This window comes from Actinosynnema sp. NPDC050436 (genome assembly GCF_040655415.1).
Taxonomy (GTDB): Bacteria; Actinomycetota; Actinomycetes; order Mycobacteriales; family Pseudonocardiaceae; genus Actinosynnema.
This window is the reverse complement of record NZ_JBFAJV010000003.1, coordinates 422,172-445,612: the sequence shown is the minus strand read 5'-3', so window position 1 is coordinate 445,612 and position 23,441 is coordinate 422,172. Positions and strand designations below refer to the sequence as shown.

General features: G+C 73.7%; 23 protein-coding genes. 11 read left to right on the top strand and 12 right to left on the bottom strand.

The features are described 5' to 3' along the window. Nucleotides 1–48: 48 nt before the first annotated feature. The 8 genes from AB0I60_RS10540 (at nucleotide 49) to ptsP (ending at nucleotide 7,645) form a co-directional block, all read left to right on the top strand. Nucleotides 49–1,053, top strand: coding sequence for a LacI family DNA-binding transcriptional regulator (locus AB0I60_RS10540; protein WP_360727536.1), 1,005 nt, complete (start codon nucleotides 49–51; stop codon nucleotides 1,051–1,053). Next, the gene (locus tag AB0I60_RS10535; protein WP_360727533.1) at nucleotides 1,043–2,317 is read left to right on the top strand and encodes a sugar ABC transporter ATP-binding protein; all 1,275 of its coding nucleotides are present in this window, start codon (nucleotides 1,043–1,045) and stop codon (nucleotides 2,315–2,317) included. Before AB0I60_RS10540 ends, AB0I60_RS10535 begins: the two co-directional genes overlap by 11 nt. Beyond that, entirely contained in the window at nucleotides 2,269–2,484 is a 216-nt protein-coding gene (locus tag AB0I60_RS10530) for a hypothetical protein (protein ID WP_360727531.1), read from the top strand. Before AB0I60_RS10535 ends, AB0I60_RS10530 begins: the two co-directional genes overlap by 49 nt. After that, entirely contained in the window at nucleotides 2,481–3,443 is a 963-nt protein-coding gene (locus AB0I60_RS10525; RefSeq protein WP_360727529.1) for an ABC transporter permease, read from the top strand. Before AB0I60_RS10530 ends, AB0I60_RS10525 begins: the two co-directional genes overlap by 4 nt. Nucleotides 3,444–3,466: 23 nt before the next feature. After that, nucleotides 3,467–4,387 carry a substrate-binding domain-containing protein gene (locus AB0I60_RS10520; RefSeq protein ID WP_360727528.1) on the top strand — a complete coding sequence of 307 codons (921 nt, stop codon included), beginning with the start codon at nucleotides 3,467–3,469 and terminating at the stop codon, nucleotides 4,385–4,387. Between the two features lie 174 nt (nucleotides 4,388–4,561). Next, nucleotides 4,562–5,419 carry a ribokinase gene (locus AB0I60_RS10515; RefSeq protein ID WP_360727527.1) on the top strand — a complete coding sequence of 286 codons (858 nt, stop codon included), beginning with the start codon at nucleotides 4,562–4,564 and terminating at the stop codon, nucleotides 5,417–5,419. Then, nucleotides 5,416–5,805, top strand: coding sequence for a D-ribose pyranase (rbsD, locus tag AB0I60_RS10510; protein WP_360727525.1), 390 nt, complete (start codon nucleotides 5,416–5,418; stop codon nucleotides 5,803–5,805). The genes AB0I60_RS10515 and rbsD overlap by 4 nt, the downstream gene beginning before the upstream one ends. Nucleotides 5,806–6,013: 208 nt before the next feature. After that, nucleotides 6,014–7,645: a phosphoenolpyruvate--protein phosphotransferase gene (ptsP, locus tag AB0I60_RS10505; RefSeq protein WP_360727524.1), complete on the top strand. Its 1,632-nt coding sequence runs from the start codon at nucleotides 6,014–6,016 to the stop codon at nucleotides 7,643–7,645. An 80-nt stretch (nucleotides 7,646–7,725) separates the two neighbouring features. Here the strand turns inward: ptsP and AB0I60_RS10500 are convergent, their stop codons facing one another. The 10 genes from AB0I60_RS10500 to AB0I60_RS10455 form a co-directional block, all read right to left on the bottom strand. Next, nucleotides 7,726–8,601, bottom strand: a complete 876-nt coding sequence (locus AB0I60_RS10500; protein WP_360727522.1) for a LysR family transcriptional regulator — start codon at nucleotides 8,599–8,601, stop codon at nucleotides 7,726–7,728. 4 nt (nucleotides 8,602–8,605) lie between these two features. Further along, entirely contained in the window at nucleotides 8,606–9,148 is a 543-nt protein-coding gene (locus tag AB0I60_RS10495; RefSeq protein ID WP_360727520.1) for a hypothetical protein, read from the bottom strand. 69 nt (nucleotides 9,149–9,217) lie between these two features. Beyond that, nucleotides 9,218–10,408: a glycine C-acetyltransferase gene (locus AB0I60_RS10490; RefSeq protein WP_360727518.1), complete on the bottom strand. Its 1,191-nt coding sequence runs from the start codon at nucleotides 10,406–10,408 to the stop codon at nucleotides 9,218–9,220. After that, nucleotides 10,409–11,443 carry an L-threonine 3-dehydrogenase gene (gene tdh, locus AB0I60_RS10485; RefSeq protein ID WP_360727516.1) on the bottom strand — a complete coding sequence of 345 codons (1,035 nt, stop codon included), beginning with the start codon at nucleotides 11,441–11,443 and terminating at the stop codon, nucleotides 10,409–10,411. 36 nt (nucleotides 11,444–11,479) lie between these two features. Next, on the bottom strand, nucleotides 11,480–12,943 hold the full coding sequence (locus tag AB0I60_RS10480; RefSeq protein WP_360727515.1) for an SDR family oxidoreductase: 1,464 nt from the start codon (nucleotides 12,941–12,943) through the stop codon (nucleotides 11,480–11,482). Between the two features lie 84 nt (nucleotides 12,944–13,027). Beyond that, nucleotides 13,028–13,225: a DUF397 domain-containing protein gene (locus AB0I60_RS10475; protein WP_360727514.1), complete on the bottom strand. Its 198-nt coding sequence runs from the start codon at nucleotides 13,223–13,225 to the stop codon at nucleotides 13,028–13,030. A gap of 119 nt (nucleotides 13,226–13,344) precedes the next feature. Continuing rightward, complete coding sequence (locus tag AB0I60_RS10470) at nucleotides 13,345–14,151, bottom strand: transglutaminase-like domain-containing protein (RefSeq protein ID WP_360727512.1); 807 nt, start codon at nucleotides 14,149–14,151, stop codon at nucleotides 13,345–13,347. Next, complete coding sequence (locus AB0I60_RS10465) at nucleotides 14,148–14,756, bottom strand: DUF1707 domain-containing protein (RefSeq protein ID WP_360727511.1); 609 nt, start codon at nucleotides 14,754–14,756, stop codon at nucleotides 14,148–14,150. Before AB0I60_RS10465 ends, AB0I60_RS10470 begins: the two co-directional genes overlap by 4 nt. Beyond that, nucleotides 14,753–15,406 carry a response regulator transcription factor gene (locus tag AB0I60_RS10460; protein WP_360727510.1) on the bottom strand — a complete coding sequence of 218 codons (654 nt, stop codon included), beginning with the start codon at nucleotides 15,404–15,406 and terminating at the stop codon, nucleotides 14,753–14,755. Before AB0I60_RS10460 ends, AB0I60_RS10465 begins: the two co-directional genes overlap by 4 nt. Further along, entirely contained in the window at nucleotides 15,403–16,542 is a 1,140-nt protein-coding gene (locus AB0I60_RS10455; RefSeq protein ID WP_360727509.1) for a DUF5931 domain-containing protein, read from the bottom strand. The genes AB0I60_RS10460 and AB0I60_RS10455 overlap by 4 nt, the downstream gene beginning before the upstream one ends. Nucleotides 16,543–16,712: 170 nt before the next feature. Here AB0I60_RS10455 and AB0I60_RS10450 point away from each other — a divergent pair, with 170 nt between their 5' ends. After that, nucleotides 16,713–17,909, top strand: coding sequence for a GGDEF domain-containing protein (locus AB0I60_RS10450; RefSeq protein WP_360727508.1), 1,197 nt, complete (start codon nucleotides 16,713–16,715; stop codon nucleotides 17,907–17,909). Here the strand turns inward: AB0I60_RS10450 and AB0I60_RS10445 are convergent. Together AB0I60_RS10445 and AB0I60_RS10440 are read right to left on the bottom strand one after the other, a co-directional pair. Further along, nucleotides 17,906–18,493, bottom strand: a complete 588-nt coding sequence (locus AB0I60_RS10445) for a hypothetical protein (RefSeq protein WP_360727506.1) — start codon at nucleotides 18,491–18,493, stop codon at nucleotides 17,906–17,908. The genes AB0I60_RS10450 and AB0I60_RS10445 overlap by 4 nt on opposite strands. A 219-nt stretch (nucleotides 18,494–18,712) precedes the next feature. Further along, nucleotides 18,713–19,870 carry an AI-2E family transporter gene (locus tag AB0I60_RS10440; protein WP_360727505.1) on the bottom strand — a complete coding sequence of 386 codons (1,158 nt, stop codon included), beginning with the start codon at nucleotides 19,868–19,870 and terminating at the stop codon, nucleotides 18,713–18,715. A gap of 113 nt (nucleotides 19,871–19,983) precedes the next feature. Between AB0I60_RS10440 and AB0I60_RS10435 the strand changes: the two genes are divergently transcribed. Together AB0I60_RS10435 and AB0I60_RS10430 are read left to right on the top strand one after the other, a co-directional pair. Then, the gene (locus AB0I60_RS10435; RefSeq protein ID WP_360727503.1) at nucleotides 19,984–22,158 is read left to right on the top strand and encodes a hypothetical protein; all 2,175 of its coding nucleotides are present in this window, start codon (nucleotides 19,984–19,986) and stop codon (nucleotides 22,156–22,158) included. A 288-nt stretch (nucleotides 22,159–22,446) separates the two neighbouring features. Continuing rightward, nucleotides 22,447–23,220 carry a hypothetical protein gene (locus tag AB0I60_RS10430; protein ID WP_360727501.1) on the top strand — a complete coding sequence of 258 codons (774 nt, stop codon included), beginning with the start codon at nucleotides 22,447–22,449 and terminating at the stop codon, nucleotides 23,218–23,220. Nucleotides 23,221–23,441: the final 221 nt, after the last annotated feature.

Sequence of the window (23,441 nt, the reverse complement as noted above, 5' to 3'; positions counted from 1 at the left end):
CAATGCCCCCCGTGTAACCGATTAACTGACCCCTGTAATCGATACCACGTGACCGAGGAGGTGCGCAGCGTGACCACGATCAAGGACGTCGCGCAGCACGCCGGCGTCTCGACCGCGACCGTGTCCCGCGTCCTCAACGGCCACGCCGCGCCCACCGAGGAGACCCGGACCCGCGTCCTCGCCGCCGTGGAGGAGCTGGGCTACCGGCCCAACGCCCTGGCCCGCAGCCTGCGCACCACCTCGACCACCACCCTCGGCCTGGTGATCAGCGACCTGGTGAACCCGTTCTTCGCCGAGATCGCCCGCGCGGTCGAGGAGGAGGCCCGCGCGCACGGCTACTGCGTGATCGTGGCCAACGCCGACGAGTCCGCCGACCAGCAGGCCACCTACGTGCGCACGCTGCTCGACCGCCGGGTGGACGGCCTGCTGGTGTGCCCCGCGACCGACGACCCGTCGTGGATCGCCGAGGTCGAGGCCCGCGACGTGCCGCTGGTCCTGCTCGACCGCACGGTGCCCGGCGCGGGCTGCCCTGTGGTCCGCGCGGACGGCGCGCAAGCGCTCGCGGACCTCGCCGACGCGCTGCGCACCGCCGGCCACCGCCGGGTCGGCGTGATCGCCGGCCCCGCCGACACCAGCACCGGCCGCGAGCGCCTGGAGCAGTTCGCGCGCGGCGGCCTGGAGCTGGTGGTCGTGCACGGCGACTTCCGCCGGGAGAGCGGGTCGCGCGCCGCCGCCGAGCTGGCCGGCCTGCCCGACCGGCCGACCGCCCTGGTCGCCATGGACAACCTGATGGGCCTCGGTGCCCTCGAAGAGCTGCGCCGGCGCGGCCTGAAGGTGCCGGCGGACGTCGGCCTCGCCGTCTACGACGACCAGCCGTGGTTCCCGCTGCTCGACCCGCCGATCACGGTCGTCGCCCAGCCGACGGTGGAGATGGGCCGCGCGGCGGCGCGCAGCCTGCTCGCGCTGATCGCGGGCGAGCAGCCGGCGGACGTCCAGCTCAGCGCGCGCCTGGTGCTGCGCGGCTCCTGCGGGGAGGCGACCGGTGCTGCTTAGCGCGCGCGACATCGGCAAGAGCTTCGCCGGCGTGCGGGCGCTGGACGGCGTGGACTTCGACGTCCGGGCCGGCGAGGTGCACGTCCTGCTGGGCGAGAACGGCGCGGGCAAGTCGACGCTGGTCAAGATCCTCGCCGGCGTCCACACCCCGGACCGGGGAACGGTCCACCGGGCCCCCGGCACGCGGCTCGCGGTGATCCACCAGGAGTTGGCGCTGGTCCCCGGGCTCTCCGTCGCGGAGAACCTGTTCCTGGGCCGCCCGCCCCGCCGGTTCGGCATCGTCGACCGGGCGCGGATGCGGCACGACGCGCTGCGGCTGCTGGAGCGGGTCGGCCTCGCCGTGCACCCCGACACCCCGGTCGGCGACCTCGGCATCGCCCAGCGGCAGATGGTGGAGATCGCCCGCGCCCTCGACCTGGACGCCCAGGTGCTGGTGCTGGACGAGCCCACCGCCGTGCTCACCGACACCGAGACCGACCGGCTGCTGGGCATCATGGCCGGCCTGCGCGAGCAGGGCGTCGGCCTGGTGTTCATCACCCACCACCTGGACGAGATCCGGCGGATTGCCGACCGGGTCACCGTCCTGCGCGACGGACGGGGCGTCGGCACGCTCCCGCGCGGCGCGTCCGTCGACCGGATGATCGAGCTGATGGTGGGCCGGACCATCGCCGAGCAGTACCCGCGCCGCCGCCGGCCGCCCGGCGAGGTGCTGCTGGAGGTCGAGGGCCTGACCCGCGCCGGCGCCTTCCACGACGTGTCGTTCCGGGTCCGCGCGGGCGAGGTGGTCGGCATCGCCGGCCTGGTCGGCGCGGGGCGGACCGAGGTGGTGCGCGCGGCGTTCGGCGTCGACCCCTACGACTCCGGCCGGGTCGAGGTCGCCGGCCGCGCGCTGCCCGCCCACGACGTGCGCGCCGCGCTGCGGGCCGGCCTCGGGCTGGTCCCCGAGGACCGCAAGGGGCAGGGGCTGGTGCTGACCTCGACGGTCGGCGACAACCTCGGCCTGGTCACCCTGCGCACCACCGCGCGCTCCGGCCTGGTCGACCGGGCCGGCCAGCGCCGGCGGGCCCGGGACGTGGCGCAGGCGCTGCGGGTGAGGACCTCCGGGCTGGACCAGCCGGTGCGCGAGCTGTCCGGCGGCAACCAGCAGAAGGTCGTCATCGGCAAGTGGCTGATGGCCGACCCGCAGGTGCTCGGCTCGACGAGCCGACGCGCGGCGTGGACGTCGGCGCGAAGGTCGAGATCTACGAGCTGGTCAACCGGATGACCGACGCCGGCCGCGCCGTGCTGCTGGTCTCCTCCGACCTGCCCGAGGTGATCGGCATGAGCGACCGGGTCGTGGTGATGGCGCACGGCCGCGTCGCGGGCGAGCTGCCCGGTGGGACGACCCAGGACAAGGTGATGGCGTTGGCGGTTCAGGAGTTCCCGGCATGAGTTCCACACTGGACGGTCGCACCGCACCCTCGGTGCGCAGGGCGTTGGCGGACAACGGCGCGCTCGCGGGCCTGCTGGTGCTGGTGGTCGCGTTGTCGATCACCGCGCCGTCGTTCCTGAGCACGCAGAACCTGCTCAACGTCGGCGTGCAGGCGGCGGTGGTCGCGGTGCTGGCGTTCGGCTCGACGTTCGTCATCGTCTCCGGCGGCATCGACCTGTCGGTGGGCAGCGTGGCCGCCCTGTCGGCGATGGTCGGCGCGTGGTCGTCGGCCGAGGCCGGCCTGCCCGGACCGCTCGCGCTGCTGCTCGGCCTGCTCACCGGCGTGGTCGCGGGCCTGGTCAACGGGGCGCTGGTCGCCTACGGGAAGCTGCCCGCGTTCATCGCCACGCTCGTCATGCTCAGCGTCGCCCGGGGCCTGACCCTCGTGGTGTCCCAGGGCAGCCCGACCACCACCCCCGACGTGGTGAGCTTCCTCGGCTCGAACCTCACGCCGCTCCTGCCGGTGCCGCTGCTGGTGATGCTGGTGTTCTTCGGCATCACCGGGTTCGTGCTGGCCCGCACGTACCCCGGCCGCGCGATGTACGCCATCGGCGGCAACGAGGAGGCCGCGCGGCTGTCCGGCATCGACGTGCGCCGGCAGAAGCTCGTCGTCTACGCGCTGTCCGGGCTGTTCGCCGCCGTCGCCGGGATGCTGCTGGCCGGCCGGCTGTCCTCGGCCGGCCCCCAGGCCGCCGCGGGCTACGAGCTGGACGCGATCGCGGCCGTGGTGATCGGCGGCGCGTCGCTGTCCGGCGGCGTCGGCCGGGCCACCGGCACGCTGGTCGGCGCGCTCGTCCTGGCCGTGCTCCGCAACGGCCTCAACCAGTTGCAGGTGTCCCCGTTCTGGCAGCAGGTCGTGATCGGCTCGGTGATCGCGCTGGCCGTGCTGCTGGACACCCTTCGCCGCCGTACCCGGTGAACCCGATGAGAGGAAACCGAAAGATGAAGCTCCGCGGTGTCGCCGCGCTGTCCGCGCTCGCACTCGCGCTGACCGCGTGCGGTTCCGGGACGCAGGCCGGCGGTGGTGGTGGCGACATCACCATCGGGCTGGCCGTGTCGACCCTGGACAACCCGTACTTCGTCGCCCTCAAGCAGGGCGCGGAGAAGGCCGCCGCCGAACTGGGCGTGAAGCTGACCGTGGTGGACGCGCAGAACGACGCCACCAACCAGGTCAACCAGGTGCAGACGTTCACCACCCAGGGCGTGCAGGCGATCATCATCAACCCGGTCGACTCCAAGCAGGCCGGCCCGGCCGCCAAGGCCGCCGAGAACGCCACCATCCCGCTGGTCTCGGTGGACCGGTCGGTGGACGACGGCAAGGTCGTCTCCGAGGTCGCGTCGGACAACGTGCAGGGCGGCACGCTCGCCGCGATCGAGCTCGGCCGCGCGACCACCGGCGAGGTCGTGCACCTCCAGGGCATCCCCGGTGCGTCCGCGTCGCGCGACCGGGGCCGGGGCTTCGAGCAGGGCCTCAACTCCGGCGGCATCAAGGTCGTCGCCAGCCAGCCCGCCGACTTCAACCGCGCCAAGGGCCTGGACGTGATGACCAACCTGGTGCAGGCCAACCCCGGCATCAAGGGCGTCTTCGCGGACAACGACGAGATGGCGCTCGGCGCGATCAAGGCGCTCGGCGACCGCGCCGGCAGGGACGTCCAGGTGGTCGGCTTCGACGGCACGCCGGACGGCCTCCAGGCGATCGCGGACGGCACCCTGGCCGCCACCATCGCGCAGCAGCCCGAGGTGCTCGGCCGCAAGGCCGTCGAGCAGGCGGTGAAGGCGGCGAAGAAGGAAGCCGTCCAGGAGGTGGTGGACGTCGAGGTCAAGGTCGTGACCAAGCAGAACCTGGCCGAGTTCAAGAAGTAGCCGCTCCCGGGACCGGCGGCGCCCACCCGGCCGGTGTGGTGGGGTGGGCGGCGGGTCCGGCAGTGGTGGTGTCCGAGACGGCTGCGGTGCGTGCGCCGTAGCTGCTCGGCGGTGGTTCGGGACGACTGCGGCGCTCGTGCGGTGTCGCGGTCCGGGAGTGGCGGAGGTCGGGAAGTGGCGGTTCTGGTGCTGGGCTCGGCCAACGCGGACCTCGTCGTCCCGGTGCCCCGCCGCCCCGGTGGCGGCGAGACGGTGCTCGGCGGCGACACCGCCGTGCTGCCCGGCGGCAAGGGGGCCAACACGGCCGCCGCCGCCGGGCGGCTGGGGTGCGACGTCGCGCTGGTCGGCGCGGTGGGGCCGGACCAGTACGGGGACCTGCTCCGGCGGTCCCTGGCCGACGCGGGCGTGCGGACCGACCTGGTGCGCACCTCGGACCGGCCGACCGGGCTGGCCTACATCACCGTGACGCCGGACGGCGAGAACTCGATCGTCGTCGCGCCCGGCGCGAACTCGGACGTGTCGGAGTCCGACGTGGACGCCCTGTCGTGGGACGGCGTGGCGGTGCTGGTGTGCTCGCTGGAAGTCCCGCTGGCGACCGTGGTGCGCGGGATCTCGGCAGCGGCCTCTCGTGGGGCGAGGCCGGTGCTGAACCTGTCCCCGGTCACCGAGGTCCCGGCGGCCACCCTCGCGCTGCTCGACCCGCTGATCGTCAACGAGCACGAGGCGCTGGAGCTGGCCGACTCGTTCGAGGGCCTGCTCGACCTCGGCCCGCGCTCGGTCGTGGTCACCCTGGGCGCGCGCGGCGCAGCCGTGGTGACCGCGTCCGGCGTGGTCGAGGTGCCCGCGCCGGCCGTGACGCCGGTCGACACCACGGGCGCGGGCGACGCGTTCGCGGGCGCGCTGGCGGCCGGCCTGGCGGCGGGTGACGACCTGGTCGACGCCGCCCGGTACGCGGCGCGGGTGGCGGCAACGTCGGTGACCGGGCACGGTGCCCAGCCGTCCTACCCGCGCCCGCACGAGGTGCTGGCGTGAAGCGGGCAGGCATCCTGCACGCCGGGTTGAACGCCGAGCTGGCCCGGCTCGGCCACACCGACGAGGTGGTGGTGGCGGACTGCGGCCTGCCGATCCTGCCCGGCCCGACCGTGGTGGACCTGGCGTTCACCTTCGGCGTGCCGACGTTCCTCCAGGTGCTCGACGGCGTGCTGGACGAGCTGGTCGTGGAGCGCGCGCTGGTCGCGGACGAGCTGGACGAGCGCAACCCGGCGTGCGCGGCGGCCCTGGCCGACCGGCTGCCGCTGATCGACCACGTCGACCACGACGGGTTCAAGGAGCGGGTGGCCGGCGCGCGGCTGGTGATCCGGACGGGCGAGGCCACGCCGTACGCGAACGTCCTGCTGAGGTGCGGCGTCCCGTTCTGACCCCGCCTCCGCGCCCGACCCGTCCCGGTTCGCACTCCGGCGGCCCGCTCGGGCCGCCGTTCCCGGGCTCCGCGTCGCCGGCGCCGGTCGTGGAACTCTGCCGCTTTCCTGCCGGTCGGATCACGGGTGGGTTTCCTGCGGTCGCGGAGTGGCCGGAAGTGGCGTTGGCTGTTCACGTCCCGTCGACCCGGAGGGTATGGTCTAGACCATGTCGAGCGCGCGGCTGAGCGGTGTCGGTGTCAGTTCCGGACGGGCTTCCGGGCCCGTGGTGCTCGTGGCCGAACCGCTGGGCGAACCCCCGTCCACACCCGCGCCCGACGACGTGGCGGCCGAGGCCGCCCGCATCCGGCCGGCCGCCGACCTGGTCGCCGAGCGGCTCTACGCCCGCGCCGGTCAGGTGACCGGCGACGCGAAGGCCGTGCTGGAGACCACCGCCGCGATGGCCGCCGACCCGGCGCTGCTGTCGCAGGCCGAGAAGCTCGTGACCGACGAGTCGCTGCCCGCCGCGCGCGCCGTGCACCAGGCCGCCGCCGGCTTCATCACCGCCCTGGAGGCCGCCGGCGGCTATATGGCCGAACGCGCCCGCGACGTGCAGGACGTGCGCGACCGGCTGGTCGCCGAACTGCTCGGCGTGCCCGCGCCCGGCGTGCCCGAGCTGTCCGCCCCGAGCGTCCTGGTGGCCCGCGACCTCGCGCCCGCCGACACCGCCGGCCTCGACCCGGCCAAGGTGCTGGCCCTGGTCACCGAGGAGGGCGGTCCCACCTCGCACACCGCGATCCTGGCCCGCTCGCTGGGCATCCCCGCCGTGGTCGCCTGTCGCGGCGTGCTCGCGCTCGACGCCGCCGGGCTGTCGGTGGACGGCGACACGGGCGTCGTCCAGGAGTCCGACGGCACGGTCGTCGCGGCGCAGGGCGGCGAGAAGGCCGAGTGGAACGGCGTCGGCGCGCTGCGCGACGGGTACCGGGTCAAGGTGCTCGGCAACGTCGGCTCGCCGGGCGACGCCGAGTCGGCCGCCGCCGCCGGAGCGGAGGGCGTCGGCCTGTTCCGCACCGAGTTCTGCTTCCTGTCCTCGACCGCCGAACCGACCGTGCAGGAGCAGCGCAAGGCGTACGCGGCGGTGCTCGCGCCGTTCGCCGGCAAGCCGGTCGTGGTGCGGACCCTCGACGCGGGCGCGGACAAGCCGCTGGCCTTCCTGGAGCCCGACCCCGAGCCGAACCCGGCGCTGGGCGTGCGCGGCCTGCGGGTCGCCTTCGACCGGCCCGAGGTGCTGGACCGGCAGTTGGAGGCCATCGCGCTGGCCGCCGGGGACAGCGGCGCGGACGTGTCCGTGATGGCCCCGATGGTCGCCACCGCCGCCGAGGCCGCCTGGTTCGTGGAGCGCGCCCGCGAGGCGGGCATCCAGCGGGCCGGCGTGATGATCGAGATCCCGGCCGCCGCGCTGGCCGCGCGGGAGATCCTGGCCGTGGTCGACTTCGTGTCGCTGGGCACCAACGACCTCGCCCAGTACGTGTTCGCCGCCGACCGCCAGGTGGGCGCGGTCGCCGCGCTCAACGACCCGTGGCAGCCCGCGCTGCTCCGGCTGGTCAAGCTGGTCGGCGAGGCGGGCACCGAGCTGGGCAAGCCGGTGGGCGTGTGCGGCGAGGCGGCGGCCGACCCGCTGCTGGCGTGCGTGCTGATCGGGCTGGGCGTGACCAGCCTGTCGATGAACCACACCGCCCTGGCGGGCGTCGGCGCGAAGCTGGCCACCACCAGCTTCGACCTGTGCCAGCTCGCCGCCCGGGGCGCGCTGTCGGCGGCGGACCCGGCCTCGGCGAAGCTCGCCGCCCGCGCACCGCACTGACCCCGCGCAGCGCGAACCGACCCGCGCCGCGCCGGTGAGCGCGGGCGGGTGGTGCCGTTCGGTCAGGTGGTGCCGTTCGGTCAGGCGGGCTGGGCGGTGCTCGCCAGCGTCTCGCAGACCAGGCGGACCAGCGGGTGGTCCTCCGCACCCTTCCGGACCGCCGCGAACACCCGGCGCAGCGGGGCCGTGCCGCGCACCGGGACACCGCGCAGCGCGTGCCGGGGCACCAGGGCGACCCCCGCGCCGGCGGCCACCAGCGCGCCGATCGCGCTGAAGTCGCTGGACGTCTGGGTGATCCGGGGCGCGAAGCCGGCCTCGCCGCAGGCCAGCTCCACCACGTCGCGCACCGGGTTGCCGGGCGGCGTGGCCACCCAGTCGGCCTCGGCCAGCCGCCGCAGGTCCACCGGCTCGCCGCCGGCCAGCGGGTGGCCGGGCGGCAGCACCACGTCGAACGGCTCGGTGTAGAGCGGGAACCGGGTCAGCCTGCCGTCGTCGCGCCGGGGCCGGTACTCCTCGGTGATCGCCAGGTCGATCTCCCCGTCGAGCAGCAGGGGCACCGACGCGTCGCCCTCGACGTCGCGGACCCGCACCACCACGTCCGGCGCGCAGTCCCGCAGCACGGCCAGCGCGGGCGCGACCACCAGCGTGATCGCCGAGGCGAAGCTGCCCACCTCGACCTGGCCGGCGGTGCCCCCGGCGAGCCCCGCCAGGGTCGCCTGCGCGCGTTCCAGCTCGGCGGCCACCGCGTTCGCGTGCCGCACCAGCAGCTCGCCCGCCGAGGTCAGCGACACCCGCCGGCCACGGCGGCGCAGCAGCTCCTGCCCCACCTCCCCCTCCAGCGCCGCCAACTGCTGCGACACCGCCGACGGGGTGAGGTGCAGGGCCCGCGCGGCGGCGGTCACCGTGCCGTGGTCGGCCAGCGCCCGGAGCACGCGCAGCCGTCGAGGATCGATCACCCGCCTATTGTCTGGTCAGCGACAGGACCTGCTCGCCCTGGCCCGGGTCGACGGTCAGGTCGATCCGGGTGCCGAGCACCTTCGCGCCCATCGCGCCGCACGGCCCGGCGGTCGTGCTGAACACCAGGCGGTCGCCCTGCGGGGTGACTTCGCCCCGGCAGGCGAGCGCCATCGACGGCACCTCCAGGCCCTCGGCGGCCCCGAGGTTCCACACGACGGTGATGTCGAGCGCGAACGTGCCGTCAGCGGCCACGTCGAGCGTGGACGGCATGTCGCCGACGCTGCCCGACGCGGCCCGGACCCAGTGCCCCACGGCGTCGGAGATCTGCGGCGCGGCGGCCGGGGAAGGCCCGGAGCCCGCGACGACGGTGTGGTAGACCGTCACGCCGCCGACTCCGAGCGTCCCGGCGGCCAGCACCGCCAGGCCGAGGCCGCGCAGGCTGAAGTGCCGGTTCCGGTCGCCGTTGTGCACCCGGACGTCGCGTCCCGACTGGTACGTGCTGTTGTGCTCGCCGTCGATCCGCGACGACTGCTCGGGCTGGTACATGCCCACCTCCCCGTTCACCGAGGAGGTAGGCGTGCGGAGGGTCGGTGTTACCCGATTCGCTCCAACGGGTTACGCCTTTCCGCGCATCTCCGCGCGCGCGGAGACGAACGCCTCCACGGCCCGGTGCACGTCGTCGGTCGAGTGGGCCGCCGACATCTGGGTGCGGATCCGCGCCTTCCCGTGCGGCACCACCGGGTAGGAGAAGCCGATGACGTAGATCCCCCGCTCCAGCAGCAGGTCGGCCATCCGGGACGCCTCGGCCGCGTCGCCGATCATCACCGGGATGATCGGGTGCTCGCCGGGCAGCAGGTCGAAGCCCTCGGCGGTCATCCGCTCGCGGAACAGCGCCGTGTTCTCCCGCAGCCGGGTGAGCAGCTCGCTGGACGAGCCGAGCAGGTCCAGGGTGGCGATCGCGGCGGCCGTGATGGACGGCGCGAGCGAGTTGGAGAACAGGTAGGGCCGCGACCGCTGCCGCAGCATCTCCACGATCTCCGCGCGCCCCGACGTGTACCCGCCGCTGGCACCGCCGAGCGCCTTGCCGAGCGTGCCGGTGACGACGTCCACCCGGTCCTGCACGCCGAACAGCTCGGGCGTGCCGCGCCCGGTCGGCCCGGTGAAGCCGACCGCGTGCGAGTCGTCCACGACGACCAGCGCGTCGTAGCGGTCGGCCAGGTCGCAGATGTCGTCCAGCGGGGCCAGGTAGCCGTCCATGGAGAACACGCCGTCGGTGGCGATCAGCCGGTAGCGGGCGTCGGCGGCCTCCTTGAGCTGCCGCTCCAGGTCGTCCAGGTCGCGGTTCTTGTAGCGGAACCGGCGGGCCTTGGACAACCGCACGCCGTCGATGATCGACGCGTGGTTCAGCTCGTCGGAGATGATCGCGTCCTGCGCGCCGGTCAGCGTCTCGAACAGGCCGCCGTTGGCGTCGAAGCACGAGCTGTAGAGGATGGTGTCCTCGGTGCCGAGGAACTCCGACAGCCGCCGCTCCAGCTCCTTGTGCGGTTCCTGCGTGCCGCAGATGAACCGCACGGACGCCATGCCGAAGCCCCACCGGTCGAGCGCGTCCTTGGCCGCCTCCACCAGCTTCGGGTGGTCGGCCAGGCCCAGGTAGTTGTTGGCGCAGAAGTTCAGCACCTCGTCGCCCGCGCCGACCCGGACGGCCGCGCTCTGCGGGGTGCCGATCACCCGCTCCGCCTTGTACAGACCCGCCGCGCGGATCTCGTCCAAGCCGGCCCGCAGGTCCTCGCGCATCGCGCCGTACATTCAGTGAGCTCCCGTCCAGTCGAGGATGACCTTGCCGCACTTGCCCCCGCGCGCGGTGGCGAACGCCTCCTCGTGCGCGGTGTAGTCGAACCGGTGGGTGATGACCGGCGCGAGGTCGAGGTTCCGCTGGAGCAGCACGGACATCGAGTACCAGGTCTCGAACATCTCCCGGCCGTAGATCCCCTTGATGTGCAGCATCTTCAGCACGACGCTGCTCCAGTCGACGGGGAACTGCTCGGCGGGCAGGCCGAGGATCGCGATCCGGCCGCCGTGCGCCATGTTGCCGATCATGTCCTGCAGCGCCACGGGCTTGCCGGACATCTCCATGCCGACGTCGAAGCCCTCGGACATCCCCAGCTCGCGCTGCGCGTCGGCGACGGTGTGCCGGGCGACGTTGAGCGCGAGGTCGACGCCGACCTTGCGGGCGATGTCCAGCCGGTGGTCGCTGACGTCGGTGATCACCACGTTGCGCGCGCCCGCGTGCTTGGCGACGGCGGCGGCCATGATGCCGATCGGGCCGGCGCCGGTGATCAGCACGTCCTCGCCGATGACCGGGAACGACAGCGCGGTGTGCACGGCGTTGCCGAACGGGTCGAAGATCGCGGCCACGTCCAGGTCGACGGGTGCGCGGTGCACCCACGCGTTCTGCTCGGGCAGCACGACGTACTGGGCGAACGCGCCGTCGCTGTGCACGCCGAGGCCCCGGGTGTGCGCGCAGAGGTGGCGGCGGCCGGCCTTGCAGTTGCGGCACGTGCCGCAGACGAGGTGCCCCTCACCGCTGACCAGGTCGCCGACCCTGACACCCTCCACGGAGGACCCGGTCTCGACCACCTCGCCGACGAACTCGTGCCCCAGGACCAGGGGTGCGGTGATGTTGTGCGCCGCCCAGTCGTCCCACGAGTCGATGTGCAGGTCGGTGCCGCAGATGCCGGTGCGCAGCACGCGGACGACCACGTCGGTGGGGCCGGGAACGGGGTCGGGGACGTCCATCAGGGACAGTCCCGGCCCGGCGGTCGCCTTGACCAGAGCCTTCATGCCGGCAGTGTGCTCCCGTCGCGCTTGTGCAGTCCATCAGGACTTTCTGTACTCGCTTGTAAGCTCCGCTTCACTGGTGATGTTGCGGACCATGCCGCCGAACACCAGCCCGTGGAACGGCCAGACCGTCCACCAGTAGAGGTGCCCGGCCAGCCCGTGCGGCACGAACACCGCGCGCTGCCGGTAGGTGGCCCCGCCCCGCCCGTCGTCCACCACCTGGAGTTCCAGCCACGCCAGCCCCGGCACCCGCATCTCCGCCCGCAGCCGCAGCAGCCGGCCGCGCTCGATCTCCTCGACCCGCCACCAGTCCAGCGCCTCGCCCACGTGCAGGTGGCGCGGGTCCCGCCGCCCGCGCCGCAGCCCGACCCCGCCCGCCAGCCGGTCCAGCCACCCGCGCACCGCCCACGCCAGCGGGAACGAGTACCAGCCGTTCTCGCCGCCGATGGCCTCCACCACGTCCCACAGCCGCTCCGGCGACGCCTTCGTCGGCTGCTCCCGGACGTCGGCGTAGGACGAGCCGCCCGTCCAGTCCGGGTCGGTCGGCAGCGGGTCGGACGGAGCGCCGGGGACGGACGCCCCGGACCAGCGGGTCTCCACGTCGGCGTCCATGATCTTGACCAGCGCGAGTTCCACCGCGCGGTCGTAGCCGGTGACCGGGCCCGGCAGCAGGCGCAGGACGTCGTCCTCGCGGCACACCACCTCGTGCACCAGCGACTCGATCAGCGGTGCCGCGATGGACCTCGGGACCGGTGTGATCAAGTTCACCCAATGTGATGAGAGCCGGGGGGTCAGGAAGGGCACGCCCACGACCTTGCGCGGCAGCAGGCGGGCGACCCGCGCGTACCGGAGCATCATGTCCTCGTAGGTCAGGACGTCCGGGCCGCCGACGTCGAAGGTCCGGTTGATGCCGTCCGGCAGGTTCACCGCCTCCACCAGGTACCGCAGCACGTCCCGGACCGCGATCGGCTGGATGCGGTTGTGCACCCAGCGCGGCGTGACCATGACCGGCAGGCGCTCGGTGAGGTAGCGCAGCATCTCGAAGCTCGCCGACCCGGAGCCGATGATCACGGCCGCCTGGAACACCACGGCGGGGACCCCGGAGGCGAGGAAGACGTCCCCGACCTCCTTGCGCGAGGCCAGGTGCGGCGAGAGGTCCGCGCCGGGCGGGTGCAGCCCGCCCAGGTAGACGATCCGCTTGACCCGGGCCTCCTCGGCGGCCCGCGCGGTGTTCTCGGCACCCCGCCGGTCGGCGTCGGCGAAGTCGGCGTCGTTCAAGGAGTGGACCAGGTAGTGCACGACGTCCACGCCGTCCATCGCGGTGGCCAGCGTCTCCGGGTCGAGCACGTCACCCCGGACGACCTCCACGTCGGAGGCCCACGGCACGTCCCGCAGCTTCCCGGGGCTGCGCACCAGGCACCGCACTTCGTGGCCCTCGGCCAGCAGTCGCGGCACCAGCCGCCCGCCGAGGTACCCGGTCGCTCCCGTCACAAGGCAACGCATACCCCCGATCCTCGAGGTGCCGGCCCGATCGCGCAGAACAGCGCGGCCTGCGGTGGGCGGGGCTCCCGCCCCGCCCACGTGACCTCAGAGCCGGTCGGCCTTGAGGCCGGTGAGCAGCCCGGTGAAGCTGGCCGGTGGGAACGTGAGGGTGGGGCCGGTCGGGTTCTTGGAGTCCCGGCAGGCGACTGTGTGGGGGGTGTGTGCGATTTCGACGCAGTTGTCGTTGCCCTCGGTGTAGCTGGCCCTGCGCCAGCGTGCGGTAAGGAAGTTCGGGGTCGGCACGGGAACGCACCACCGTTCGCTAGAGGCTTCGCTGATCCGACGATCCACCATCTTCGCCGGGTCGGCTCGAGCTGACCTGAGCGGCGGTGCAGGGTTGGGGGTTGCTCCGGAGCGCCGGGTCAGCGGATGAGGTCGTCCGGCACGCGGAGGTCGTCGTGCTCGTACAACGCCCTCACGGCCGGCAAGTCGTCGGACGCGCACACGTCGGCCAGCTCGTCCAGCAGCACGTCGTAATCCTCGCCCGTCCTCCCCTCGTACGCCTCCGCCATCCGGCCCCACTCGTCCCACGGCAGCACTTCGACCTTGTTCAGCGCCGCCAGGTCGCGCACCGCGTTGCCCCGGATCTCCGACGGACCCCAGTTCTCCGTGCCGTGCACGCCGAACAGGTTCCCGTCGACCTCGCCCCGGCGGTACGCGTGCCACGCCTCGCCGCCGGTCAGGAAGTCGTCGGGGCGCAGGTCGTGCGCGTGCGGCAGGACGGTCCCCCCGAGGACCTCCGGGTCGACGCGGACCCAGCGCGCGCCGTCCCGGTACTCCACGACCCAGTGGTCGACGCCCCGGCCGGGCTGGAAGTAGGTGGCGAAGCCGCAGCGGACGCGGGCGGGGACGCCCCGGTGGCGCAGCAGCGCGCAGCCCAGCACGGCGAAGTGCCGGCAGGTGCCCACCACGCGCCGGTCCGGTGGGCGGGCCGTGGTCAGCGGTGCCGGGTCCAGGGCGAGCAGCCGGCGGACCAGCTCGTCGGCCGGGCGGACCTGGTTGTCCTCGAAGCGCTCGGCGGGCAGGCCCAGCGCCTGCGCGTCCCGGGGCTGCACCACCAGCGCCCGGACCGGCCGGCAGAGGTCGACCGGGTCGGACGTCGGGGCGACCACGTGCGCGGGCAGGCCGGTGAGCGGTCCGGGTGCGGCGTAGTGCTCCGCGTGGCTCACGCGCTGCCGAACCACCTGGTCTTCGTCTTGATCTCCAGCGAACCGCCGGTCACGGTGCCCCGCACCACGAAGTGCGGCCGGCCGCCGAGCCCGCCGACCTTGTCCTTCAGGGAGCCCGCCGAGAGCTGGACGGCGTCCGCGTCCACCGTCGCGCCCTCCGGCAGCACCAGCTTCACCGAGCCGGCCAGCACGTCCAGCTCGATGTCCACCACGGGGTGCTGGATGGTCGCCTCGCGGAAGTCGAGGTCCGTCGCACCCATCCGGTTGCGGACCACCATCGTCCTCGGCACCAGCCACGCACCCTTGCGGCGCACCGTCGAGAACGTCGACTTCAGCTGCACCTGCTCGCCCGTCCCGAAACCCGCCGCCGCGCCCGACGCCAGGTGCTGCACCGCCGCGAACTGCTGCTGCTCGGTGTTCACCAGGCCGGTCAGGTCGAGCAGGACCACGTTCAGGTCCTCCCGGGTCTTGGCCGCGAGCGCCTGGCCGGACCGCTCGGTGAACTCGTCGAGCGTGATCAGTCCGCGCCCCACGGCCTTCTGCAACAGCTGCACCACGTGCTCGCGCTCGGCGTCGGACACCCGCCACTGCCTCGGATCCGTCATGTCCCCTCCGGTTCGACGTCGAGCCCGTGCTCGATGGCGTAGCGCGCCAGCTCGACGCGGTTGTGCAGTTGCAGCTTGCGCAGCGTCGACTGCACGTGGTTCTCCACGGTGCGGTGCGAGATCACCAGCCGGGTGGCGATCTGGCGGGCGGTCAGGCCCTTCGCCACCAGCCGCAGCACCTCGGTCTCCCGCTCGGTGAGCTGCGGCTTGTCCTCGTCCGGCGTCGCCGCCATCCGCCGGTACTCGCCCAGCACCAGGCCGGCCAGCCCGGCCGTGAACACGGCGTCGCCGGCGGCCGTGCGGTTGACCGCCTCGACCAGCTCGTCGGCCGACGCCGACTTCACCAGGTACCCGGACGCGCCGGCCTTCACCGCCTCCAGCACGTCGTCGTGCTCGCCGCTCGCGGACAGCACCAGCACCCTGGTCCCGGTCAGCGACCCGGTGATCATCGTGGTCGCCTCGACCCCGGACTGCTCGCCCAGGTTGAGGTCCATCAGCACCACGTCGGGCCGCACGGCACGGGCGATGCGCACCGCCGACGCCGCGTCGCCCGCCGTCGCCACGACCTCGAACCCGCGCTCGGCCAGGTCCCGCGCGACACCGTCACGCCACAGCGGGTGGTCGTCGACCACCATCACGGACACGTTCATCGGTAGACCCGCACCTCCCACTCCGTGCCCTCCCCCGGGCCGGTCTGGAGCTCCAGCGTGCCACGCAGCGCCTCGACCCGGCCCCGGATGGACTGGGCGACGCCCATCCGCCCCTCCGCCTCGGCCGACGCCAACCGCCCGTCGGGGATGCCGGGCCCGTCGTCGCGCACGCTGAGCACGACCTCCTCGCCCAGGTCCTCCAGCAGCACCCACGCCTTCGCGCCGGCGGCGTGCTTGTCCACGTTGGACAGCGCCTCGCGCACCACGGCGGTCAGCTCGAACGCGGTCGCGGCGGGCAGCATGACCTGGGTGGCCGGCGTGGACACCTGGATCCTGGGCGTGGCCAGCAGTTGCAGCGCCGGCCGCAGGTCCGCGTCACCGCCCACCGTCGACTCGGTGGGCGCGGCGGCCACCAGCGACCGCAGCGCGACCTCCTGCTCACCGGCCAGCTCCGCCAGCTCGGCGGCCTCGCCGCCCAGTTCCAGGCCGCGCTTGCGGACCCGGGCCAGCACCTGGAGCACGCCGTCGTGGATGGAGCGGGCGAGGCGCTCGCGCTCGGCGGTCGCCGCTTCGGTCCGCAACGCGTGCGACAACCGCACCGACGCCCGCCGGGCGGTGCTCGACGCCATGCCGACCACGAGCCCCGCGCCCGCCAGCAGCACCACGTCCCGCACCAGGTCGACGGTGAGGGCACCCCGGTTCAGGAAGGTGCTCAGGCCGACCACGAGGCCCGCCAGCGCGCCCGCGACCTGCCCGCCCAGCGCGCCCGCCGCCACCGCCGGGACGCACGCCCAGATGGTCGTGATCAGCGGGACGTTGGCCAGGAACTGGGTGTCGGTCATGATCAGCAGGGACAGCGACATCAGCCCGCACGCGACCACCAGGTCCGCGACCACCACCCACGGCCGCCGGCCGCCCTCCCGGCTGTAGGCCAGGATGGTGAACACCGACCAGGCCGCCATCGCACCCATGACCGCCCAGGCCAGCCACGGTCGCGCGTACTGGTTGTGGTGCACGATCGCGTTGCCCAGCGCGAACAGGAACGTCACGATCCGTAGCGCTACGGTTCCCCGCCAGAGGTGCTCGACGGGGTCCTCGGTCACCGATGGAGCCGCCGGGGCGGTGTTTGTGTGCACGGTGTGCTCCCTTCACCCCTGATTTTGCCGTGCCGGAGTGGCGTGGCTAACCCCCAGGTGGCCGTCTGTTCCGGGTGGGTCGGCTGTGGGAGGCTGGCCAGCACTGCTGGGTGTGACTTCTCGGGGGACTGCGCCATTCGACTCCTGTGACGCCGGGGGGTGGGCTGAGCGTGCGAGCGTGGCCACTGTGGACGCTGAAGCGCTCCGCCCTGGCCTACTGGCTGCTCGTCGACGCCCTCGCCCTCGCGGTGGTCGTGCACGTGATCGCGTCCTCCCCGACTCCGGGGTCGGCCGAGGTGGTCCGGTTCGGCGCGGTCGCGGCCACCGCCGGGGCGGTGATCATCGGCAGTTCGATCTACAACCACCGGATGGGCGAGTCGGAGCGCAACCCGTGGGCCGCGCACCTCTGCTACCTCACCGCCGGCGTGATCGCGCTGCCGCCGAACCTGCTGGTGCTGCTGCTGTTCGGGCCTGCCCTGCACGGCGTGCTGACGCAGCGCCCCGAGTCGCACCGCTGGCTGTTCACGCTGTCCGCGACCGCCCTCGCCGTGTTCGGCACCCGGTACCTGGTCGGCTGGGCCGAACCGGCCCGCGCCCTGCCGGTGATGGTGCTCGGCGCGACCGCGCTGCTGGTGGTGCGCGCGGCGCTGGTCTCGCTCGGCCTGAAGCTGCGCAGCCCGCACGCCACCGCCGAAGAGGTCGTCGGCGAGCCGATCGACGCCGTGTTGGGGATCGTCGCGGTGAGCATCGGCGGCCTGATGGGCCTGGTTGCCACCACCACCCCCGTGCACGCCCTGCTGGCCGCCGCGCCGATGGCCCTGCTGGAGCGCGCGGCCCAGCTGCCGCAGTGGCGCAGGTCCGCCCAGCGCGACGCGAAGACCGGCCTGGCCAACGCCGTGCACTGGGACGGCCGCGCCCGCTACGAGCTGTCCAAGGCCCGGTCCCGCAACCGGCCGATGGCCGTCATGCTGCTCGACCTGGACCACTTCAAGCGGGTCAACGACCGGATCGGGCACCTGGCCGGCGACGCGGCGCTCAGCGCGGTCGCCGTGCTGCTGTCCGGCACGGTCCGCCGGGGCGACCTGGTCGGCCGGTTCGGCGGTGAGGAGTTCGTGGTCCTGCTGCCCGACGCCGAACCCGCGATCGCCCGCTCCGTGGCGCAGCGCGTCCGGCACGCGGTCGCCGACCTGGCCGTGACCACGGTCGGCACGGACGGCCGCGAGCACCTGCTCACCGGCCTGACCGTGAGCATCGGCGTGGCGACCACCCAGCGCTTCGGCTACGAGCTGCCCAACCTCCTGGTGGCCGCCGACGCCGCCCTCCTGGCCGCGAAGGGCTACGGCCGCAACCTGGTGGAGATGGCCTAGCCGGCGTCGGCCGCCGCGCGCGCCACCTGCTGCCGCCCGTCGCGCAAACCCGCCACGACGGTCCCCCACAGCACCACCGCGCCGCCGAACCCGGGCACCAGTCGCCACGCCCACTCCAGGTCGGTCGCCCCGAGCAGCACGGCGAGCGCGGCCGTCCCGCAGAGCAGGGCGGCCAGCAGCACGTACCGGGTGGAGCCGAAGAGCTTGGCGAACAGCGCGAAGTGCGCGCCGACGACGAACAGCACCCACGCGGGGGTCGCCTCGGTGAGGTCGAACGACGCCAGCACCCGCGAGCCCGCGAAGATCCCGACCAGCATGACCAGCACCGCGATGCCGTACCCCGTGCCGAACGGGCTGTCCGACCGACCACCGCCCGGGGGCAGCCCGCCGCCGGAGCGGCCGAAGCGGAACACCCACCCGGTGAGCCCCAGGGTGATCACGACGCCCGCCACCGCCCACGCGGTCGAGCCGCCGCTCACCGAGGCCACGCCGGAGAACCACCACCCGGCACCGAACCCGACACCGATCAACGACGTGATCACCAACGTGATCACGTGACTCCTGGTGAACCGCTCGTCGTTCATGAGCCCCCCTCGGCTTCGACTGCCCCGGCAAGTGCTCACACGTCCGGGAACAGCCGGTCGCCGGCTGGGCCGGGGGCTCCCGCCCCGTCGACGCGCGATCGGTCGGGACCACCGCCGAGGACTGCCCGGTCCGGCCCTCCGACAGGACCCCGCGCAGCCGCACGGCAACCCGTCACCCGATCACCGACGACCACCGGCCGGCTGGCGCGTTGCCCGCCCCTAGTCGTCGCCCAGTTCGTCCACCCGCTTGCCGCCGGTGTCCGGCGGGCCGCTCTCCTGGGGTTCCAGCACGTCCACGCTCTTGGGCGCGACCGCCTTGTCCGAGTCCGACAGCAGCGACCGGATGCCCGAGTTCAGCACGGCCAGCAGCGGCACGGACAGCAGGGCCCCGGCGATACCGCCGACCACCAGGCCGGCCGTGATCGCCAGCACCACGGCCAGCGGGTGCAGCTTCACCGCGCGGCCCAGCAGCAGCGGCTGGAGCACGTGGCTCTCCAGCTGCATCACGCCGATCAGGATGGCCAGCACGACCAGCGCCGCCACCGGGCCCACCGCGACCAGCGCCACCAGCACCGACACCGCGCCGGTGATCACCGCGCCGATGATCGGGATGAACGCGCCCAGGAACACCAGCGCGGACAGCGGCACGACCAGCGGCACGCCCACGATCCACAGGCCGATGCCGACGCCCACCGCGTCGACCACCGCCACCAGCGCGGTCGCCCGCACGTAGGACACCAGCGACGCGAACCCGCGCCGGCCCGCCACGTCCGCCCGGTCGCGCACGTCCGTCGGCACCGCGCGGATCAGGAACCGCCAGATGCCGTCGCCGTCGTGCAGGAAGAAGATCAGCGTGAACAGCGCGAGGATCAGCCCGGTGAGCAGCTCGCCGACGGTCGCCGCCGTGGTCAGGGCGCTGGAGGTGATCTGGGCCTGGTTGTCCTTGAGCGTCTGGAGCGCCTTGTCCAGGTACTGCTGGAGCTGGAGGTCGCTCAGGTGCAGGTCGTCGTGCAGCCAGCCCCGGATGGTGTCCAGGCTCGCGTTGACCTGCTTCTGCAACTCCGGCAGGCCGTTGGAGAACTCGGTGATGACGAAGGTCAGCACCCCGCCCACCACGGCGATGCCCCCGATCAGCACCAGCCCGGTGGCCAGGCCCCTGGGCACGCCGACCCGCACGAGCTGCGCCACGGCGGGTGAGAGCAGCGCCGCGAGCAGCAGCGCGATCCCCGCCGGGATGACGATCGTGGTCAGGTACCCGACCACCATGCCGACCACGTACAGCGCAATGGCGACCGCGACGAACCGCCAGCTCAAGGCGGCGCTGATCCTCAGCAGCCTGGGCACCCGCGCACTGATCTCCGACTCGCTCCCCGTCACAAGGGCCACCGTAACCCGCTCGCAGCCCGCGGGAGGCCGAACAACCGGCCAACAGCGCTGTGACTTGCCCGGAACGCTGGTCACGGACGTCCCCGGGATGATCGGATCGGCCCGTGACCGACGCCGAGGAGATGGTCCGCGCCGCCTTCGCCACCGGGCGGCGGCTCCGGTTCGACGCCAAGGCGCCCCGGCGCGACCGGGTGGTGCGCGGCGAGGTGCTGTCGGCGCTGCTGGTGCAGGAGATCCCCGGCGCGGCGCTGCGGCTGGTCGGGGCGCACGTGGTCGGCCTGTTCGCGCTCGAAGGGGCCCGGGTCGAGCACGTCGTGGACTTCCTGGACTGCACCTTCGAGCAGCCGCCGGACCTGCGGGTGGCCCGCCTGGTCGGGCTGCGGATGCGCGGCTGCAAGGTGCCCGGCCTGTGGGGGCGCAACCTCCGCATCGGCAGCGACCTGGTGCTGGAGGCCGGTTTCACCAGCGACGGCGTGGTGGACCTCACCGACGCGACGGTCGACGGCACCCTCCGGCTGGCCGGCGCGGTGCTGCGGGGCAAGGGCGACCACGCGCTGCTGGCCGCGCGCATCCGGCTGTCCGGCTCGTTGCAGGCCATCGCGCTGCGCGCGGACGGCGAGGTGCGGCTGCGCGGCGCGAACATCGGCGGCTCGGTGCACCTGGGCGGCGCGCGGCTGGTCGACCCCGGGCAGAACGCGCTCGACGGCTCCGGCGTCACCATCGCGGGCAACCTGTTCTGCGACGCCGAGGGCGGCCGGTTCACCGCCGAGGGCCGGGTCCTGCTCGACGGCGCGCGGGTCGGCGGCAACGTGGTGTTCTCCGGCGCGCGGCTGCGCGCGAGCGTGGTCGACCGGCCCGTCCTGGTGATCCCGCGCGGCACCGCCGACGAGTCCGCCGCGCTGGTCGCCGACCGCGTCCGGGTGGAGGGCAACGTCGAGCTGGACGACGGGTTCACCGCCGGCGGCACGGTCCGGCTGCCCAACGCCGAGATCGGCGGCTACCTGCGGCTGTCCGGGGCGGCCATCGGCCGGCAGGAAGTGGTGGACGAGCTGGAGGCCCGCGAGGTCGTGGACCGCATCCCGGTGGCGCTGCACGCGGACGGCATCCAGGTGCGCGGCGACCTCGAAGCCCGGGGCGCGGTCAACGGGGGGTTCATCGGCGACGGTGCGCGCGAGTCGGCGTTGCGCGCCTATGGGCAGGTGCGGCTCGTCGACGCGCACGTAGGGGGCAGCGCCAGCCTGTCGGGCGTCCAACTGCACGGGCCGGGCATAGACGTCCTGTTCGCCGACCGGCTGCGCGTGGGCGGCACCTTGTTCTTGCGCGACCTGCGGGCGAAGGGGTCGCTGCGGCTCCAGAACGCGGAGATCGGCTCCACCCTCGACTGCTCGGGCGCGATGCTGCTGGCCCCGCGCCTGCGCCCGGACGGGACGGTGAAGCCGTCGCTGGACGCGCGGGTCGCCACGATCGGCAAGGACCTGTTGTGCAGCCACGGGTTCGCCGCCGCCGGCGGGGTGCGGATCAGGTTGGCCGAGGTCGGCAAGATGGCGACGTTCACCGGGGCGCGGTTGGGCGGTCCCGGTTCCGACATCGCGCTGAACGCGTACGGGCTGGCCGTCCAGCAGTTCGTGCTGCGCTTGTCGGAGGACACCATCCCGGTCGGCCGGGTGGTGCTGCGGCGGGTGAGCGCGACGGCGGTGCACGACGGGCCGGGACTGTGGGCGGCGACCGGTGGTGTGGACGTGGAGGACTTCACGTTCGGCTCGATCTCGTCCTCGCCGCCCGTGGACGTGCGGACGCGGTTGCGGTGGCTGCGTGAGGTGCAGCCGGATTTCGCACCGGGGCCTTATGAGCAGTTGGCGAACGTCTACAGCGACGGTGGCGAGGAGGAACTCGCGCAGCACGTCCAGTTGGAGAAGCAGCACCGGCGCTACTCCGAACTCGGGCGGGCGGGGCGGGTGTGGGGCTTCCTCCAGCGCTGGACGGTGGGCTACGGCTACCGGCCGTGGCTGGCGATCGCGTGGCTGGCGGCGTTCTGGGTGGTGGGGACGCTGTGGTTCCTCGGCCACGAGATGCCGAAGCTGAACGACGACGAGTCGCCCACCTGGAACCCGTGGCTGCTGTCGATGGACCTGCTGATCCCGATCGTGGACCTGGGCCAGGACGGCAAGTGGAAGTTCACCGGCGCCTCGCAGTGGCTGGCGAGTTCGTTGATCGCGGTCGGCTGGATCCTCGCTTCGACGGCGGCGGCGGGCGCGGCGCGGGTGCTGAAGAGGCTCTGACCGACGGCGGAACGGGTGCCGGCGAGGGTCTGGTCGACTGCCGGGCGGGCGCGGTGCCGGTGGCACGGGGACCCTGACCAGGTCTGGATACGCAGAGTGATGCCCGACAACACGCTGTGTCGATCACACGATCCGGGGAACCCTGGGGCGAGGGGGTGCGAGCCGCCCTCGCCTGCTGGCACGCTCGTCGGCGTCGGCTTGATCAGCTCGATCACCCGTGCCGACGAACCCAAGGCGTTCCAGCGGAGGTAGCCAGTGTCGTCGTCGGCCGGTCGAACGGGGTCGGGGGTGGGTCGCGTCAAGCGCCTGCTCTCCCGTGCCCTGCTCGTCGCCGGCGGCACGCTGGCCGGCACGGCCGCCGCCTGGGCGCTGTCCACCGCACCGGCCTCCGCACAGGTGGCCGATCCCGACGACGTGGTCGCCGCCGTCACGCAGGTCGTGCCGGACCGACCCGTGCCCGAGGTCCTCGCACCGGTCGGCGAGATCGCGCGGGACCTCGACGCCTCGCTGCTCGCCCGGCGGGCGGGCGAGGCGGCACCACCCGACCTGGTCCAGGTCGCGGACGGCCTCCGCGACACGTTCGACCAGGTGGGCGTCCGGCTTGAGCCGCACCTGACCGCGCCGGCCGAGCCGGTCCGCACCGGGGCCCTCGCGGGCCGCCCGGTGGAGACCGAGGGCCGGCGCGTCGAGTCCACCCCCGCCGCCACCGCCGTGCCGACCTCCGTCGGCACCCCGGTGGTGCGGGGGGCGTTCGACAGGTTCAGCGAGACCTGGGCGTCCGCACCGGCACAGCCGCTCGGCGAGCTGTCCGGCGCAGCGCAGCAGTACTCCCTGCCGGGAGACCCGGCCGGGCTGCCGCTCGTCCCGTTCGCGCCGCCACTCGGGGTGCCGGCGCACTGCTCGTGCGGCGGCGACGGCTCCGGTTCCGCAGGCGGCAACAGCGGCCCCTTCACGGCCGAGTCCGCCGACACCATCGATTCCGCCGTGGCGCGGGCACTGCTGCCCGCCACCGAGCGGAACACCGTGATGCCCGGCAAGTCGCCCGGCATCACCCCTGACTGATCTCCGCGCGCGGTCCGCGACGGCCCTCCGGTCGTCCCGGTAGTCGACCGTCGCGCGGGTAGTTCGCGCACGCCTGGAACAACGGTCGACCAGCCGCGCCACCACCCCCCAGATCCGGGTGGTCGCCTGCTGACGCGGCGAAACGCGTCCGACCACCCTTCACCTCCCGCAAGGGACATCGGCAGAAGGAGAATCCATGCAAACCTGGGCCAAGCGCGGTA

Excerpts from the sequence above, each read along its gene's own strand:
- AB0I60_RS10480 (WP_360727515.1), bottom strand. The coding sequence starts at position 12,943 with ATGCGTTGCCTTGTGACGGGAGCGACCGGGTACCTCGGCGGGCGGCTG.
- AB0I60_RS10490 (WP_360727518.1), bottom strand. The coding sequence starts at position 10,408 with ATGTACGGCGCGATGCGCGAGGACCTGCGGGCCGGCTTGGACGAGATC.
- AB0I60_RS10445 (WP_360727506.1), bottom strand. The coding sequence starts at position 18,493 with ATGAACGACGAGCGGTTCACCAGGAGTCACGTGATCACGTTGGTGATC.
- AB0I60_RS10520 (WP_360727528.1), top strand. The coding sequence starts at position 3,467 with ATGAAGCTCCGCGGTGTCGCCGCGCTGTCCGCGCTCGCACTCGCGCTG.
- AB0I60_RS10460 (WP_360727510.1), bottom strand. The coding sequence starts at position 15,406 with ATGAACGTGTCCGTGATGGTGGTCGACGACCACCCGCTGTGGCGTGAC.
- AB0I60_RS10465 (WP_360727511.1), bottom strand. The coding sequence starts at position 14,756 with ATGACGGATCCGAGGCAGTGGCGGGTGTCCGACGCCGAGCGCGAGCAC.
- ptsP (WP_360727524.1), top strand. The coding sequence starts at position 6,014 with ATGTCGAGCGCGCGGCTGAGCGGTGTCGGTGTCAGTTCCGGACGGGCT.
- tdh (WP_360727516.1), bottom strand. The coding sequence starts at position 11,443 with ATGAAGGCTCTGGTCAAGGCGACCGCCGGGCCGGGACTGTCCCTGATG.
- AB0I60_RS10495 (WP_360727520.1), bottom strand. The coding sequence starts at position 9,148 with ATGTACCAGCCCGAGCAGTCGTCGCGGATCGACGGCGAGCACAACAGC.
- AB0I60_RS10525 (WP_360727529.1), top strand. The coding sequence starts at position 2,481 with ATGAGTTCCACACTGGACGGTCGCACCGCACCCTCGGTGCGCAGGGCG.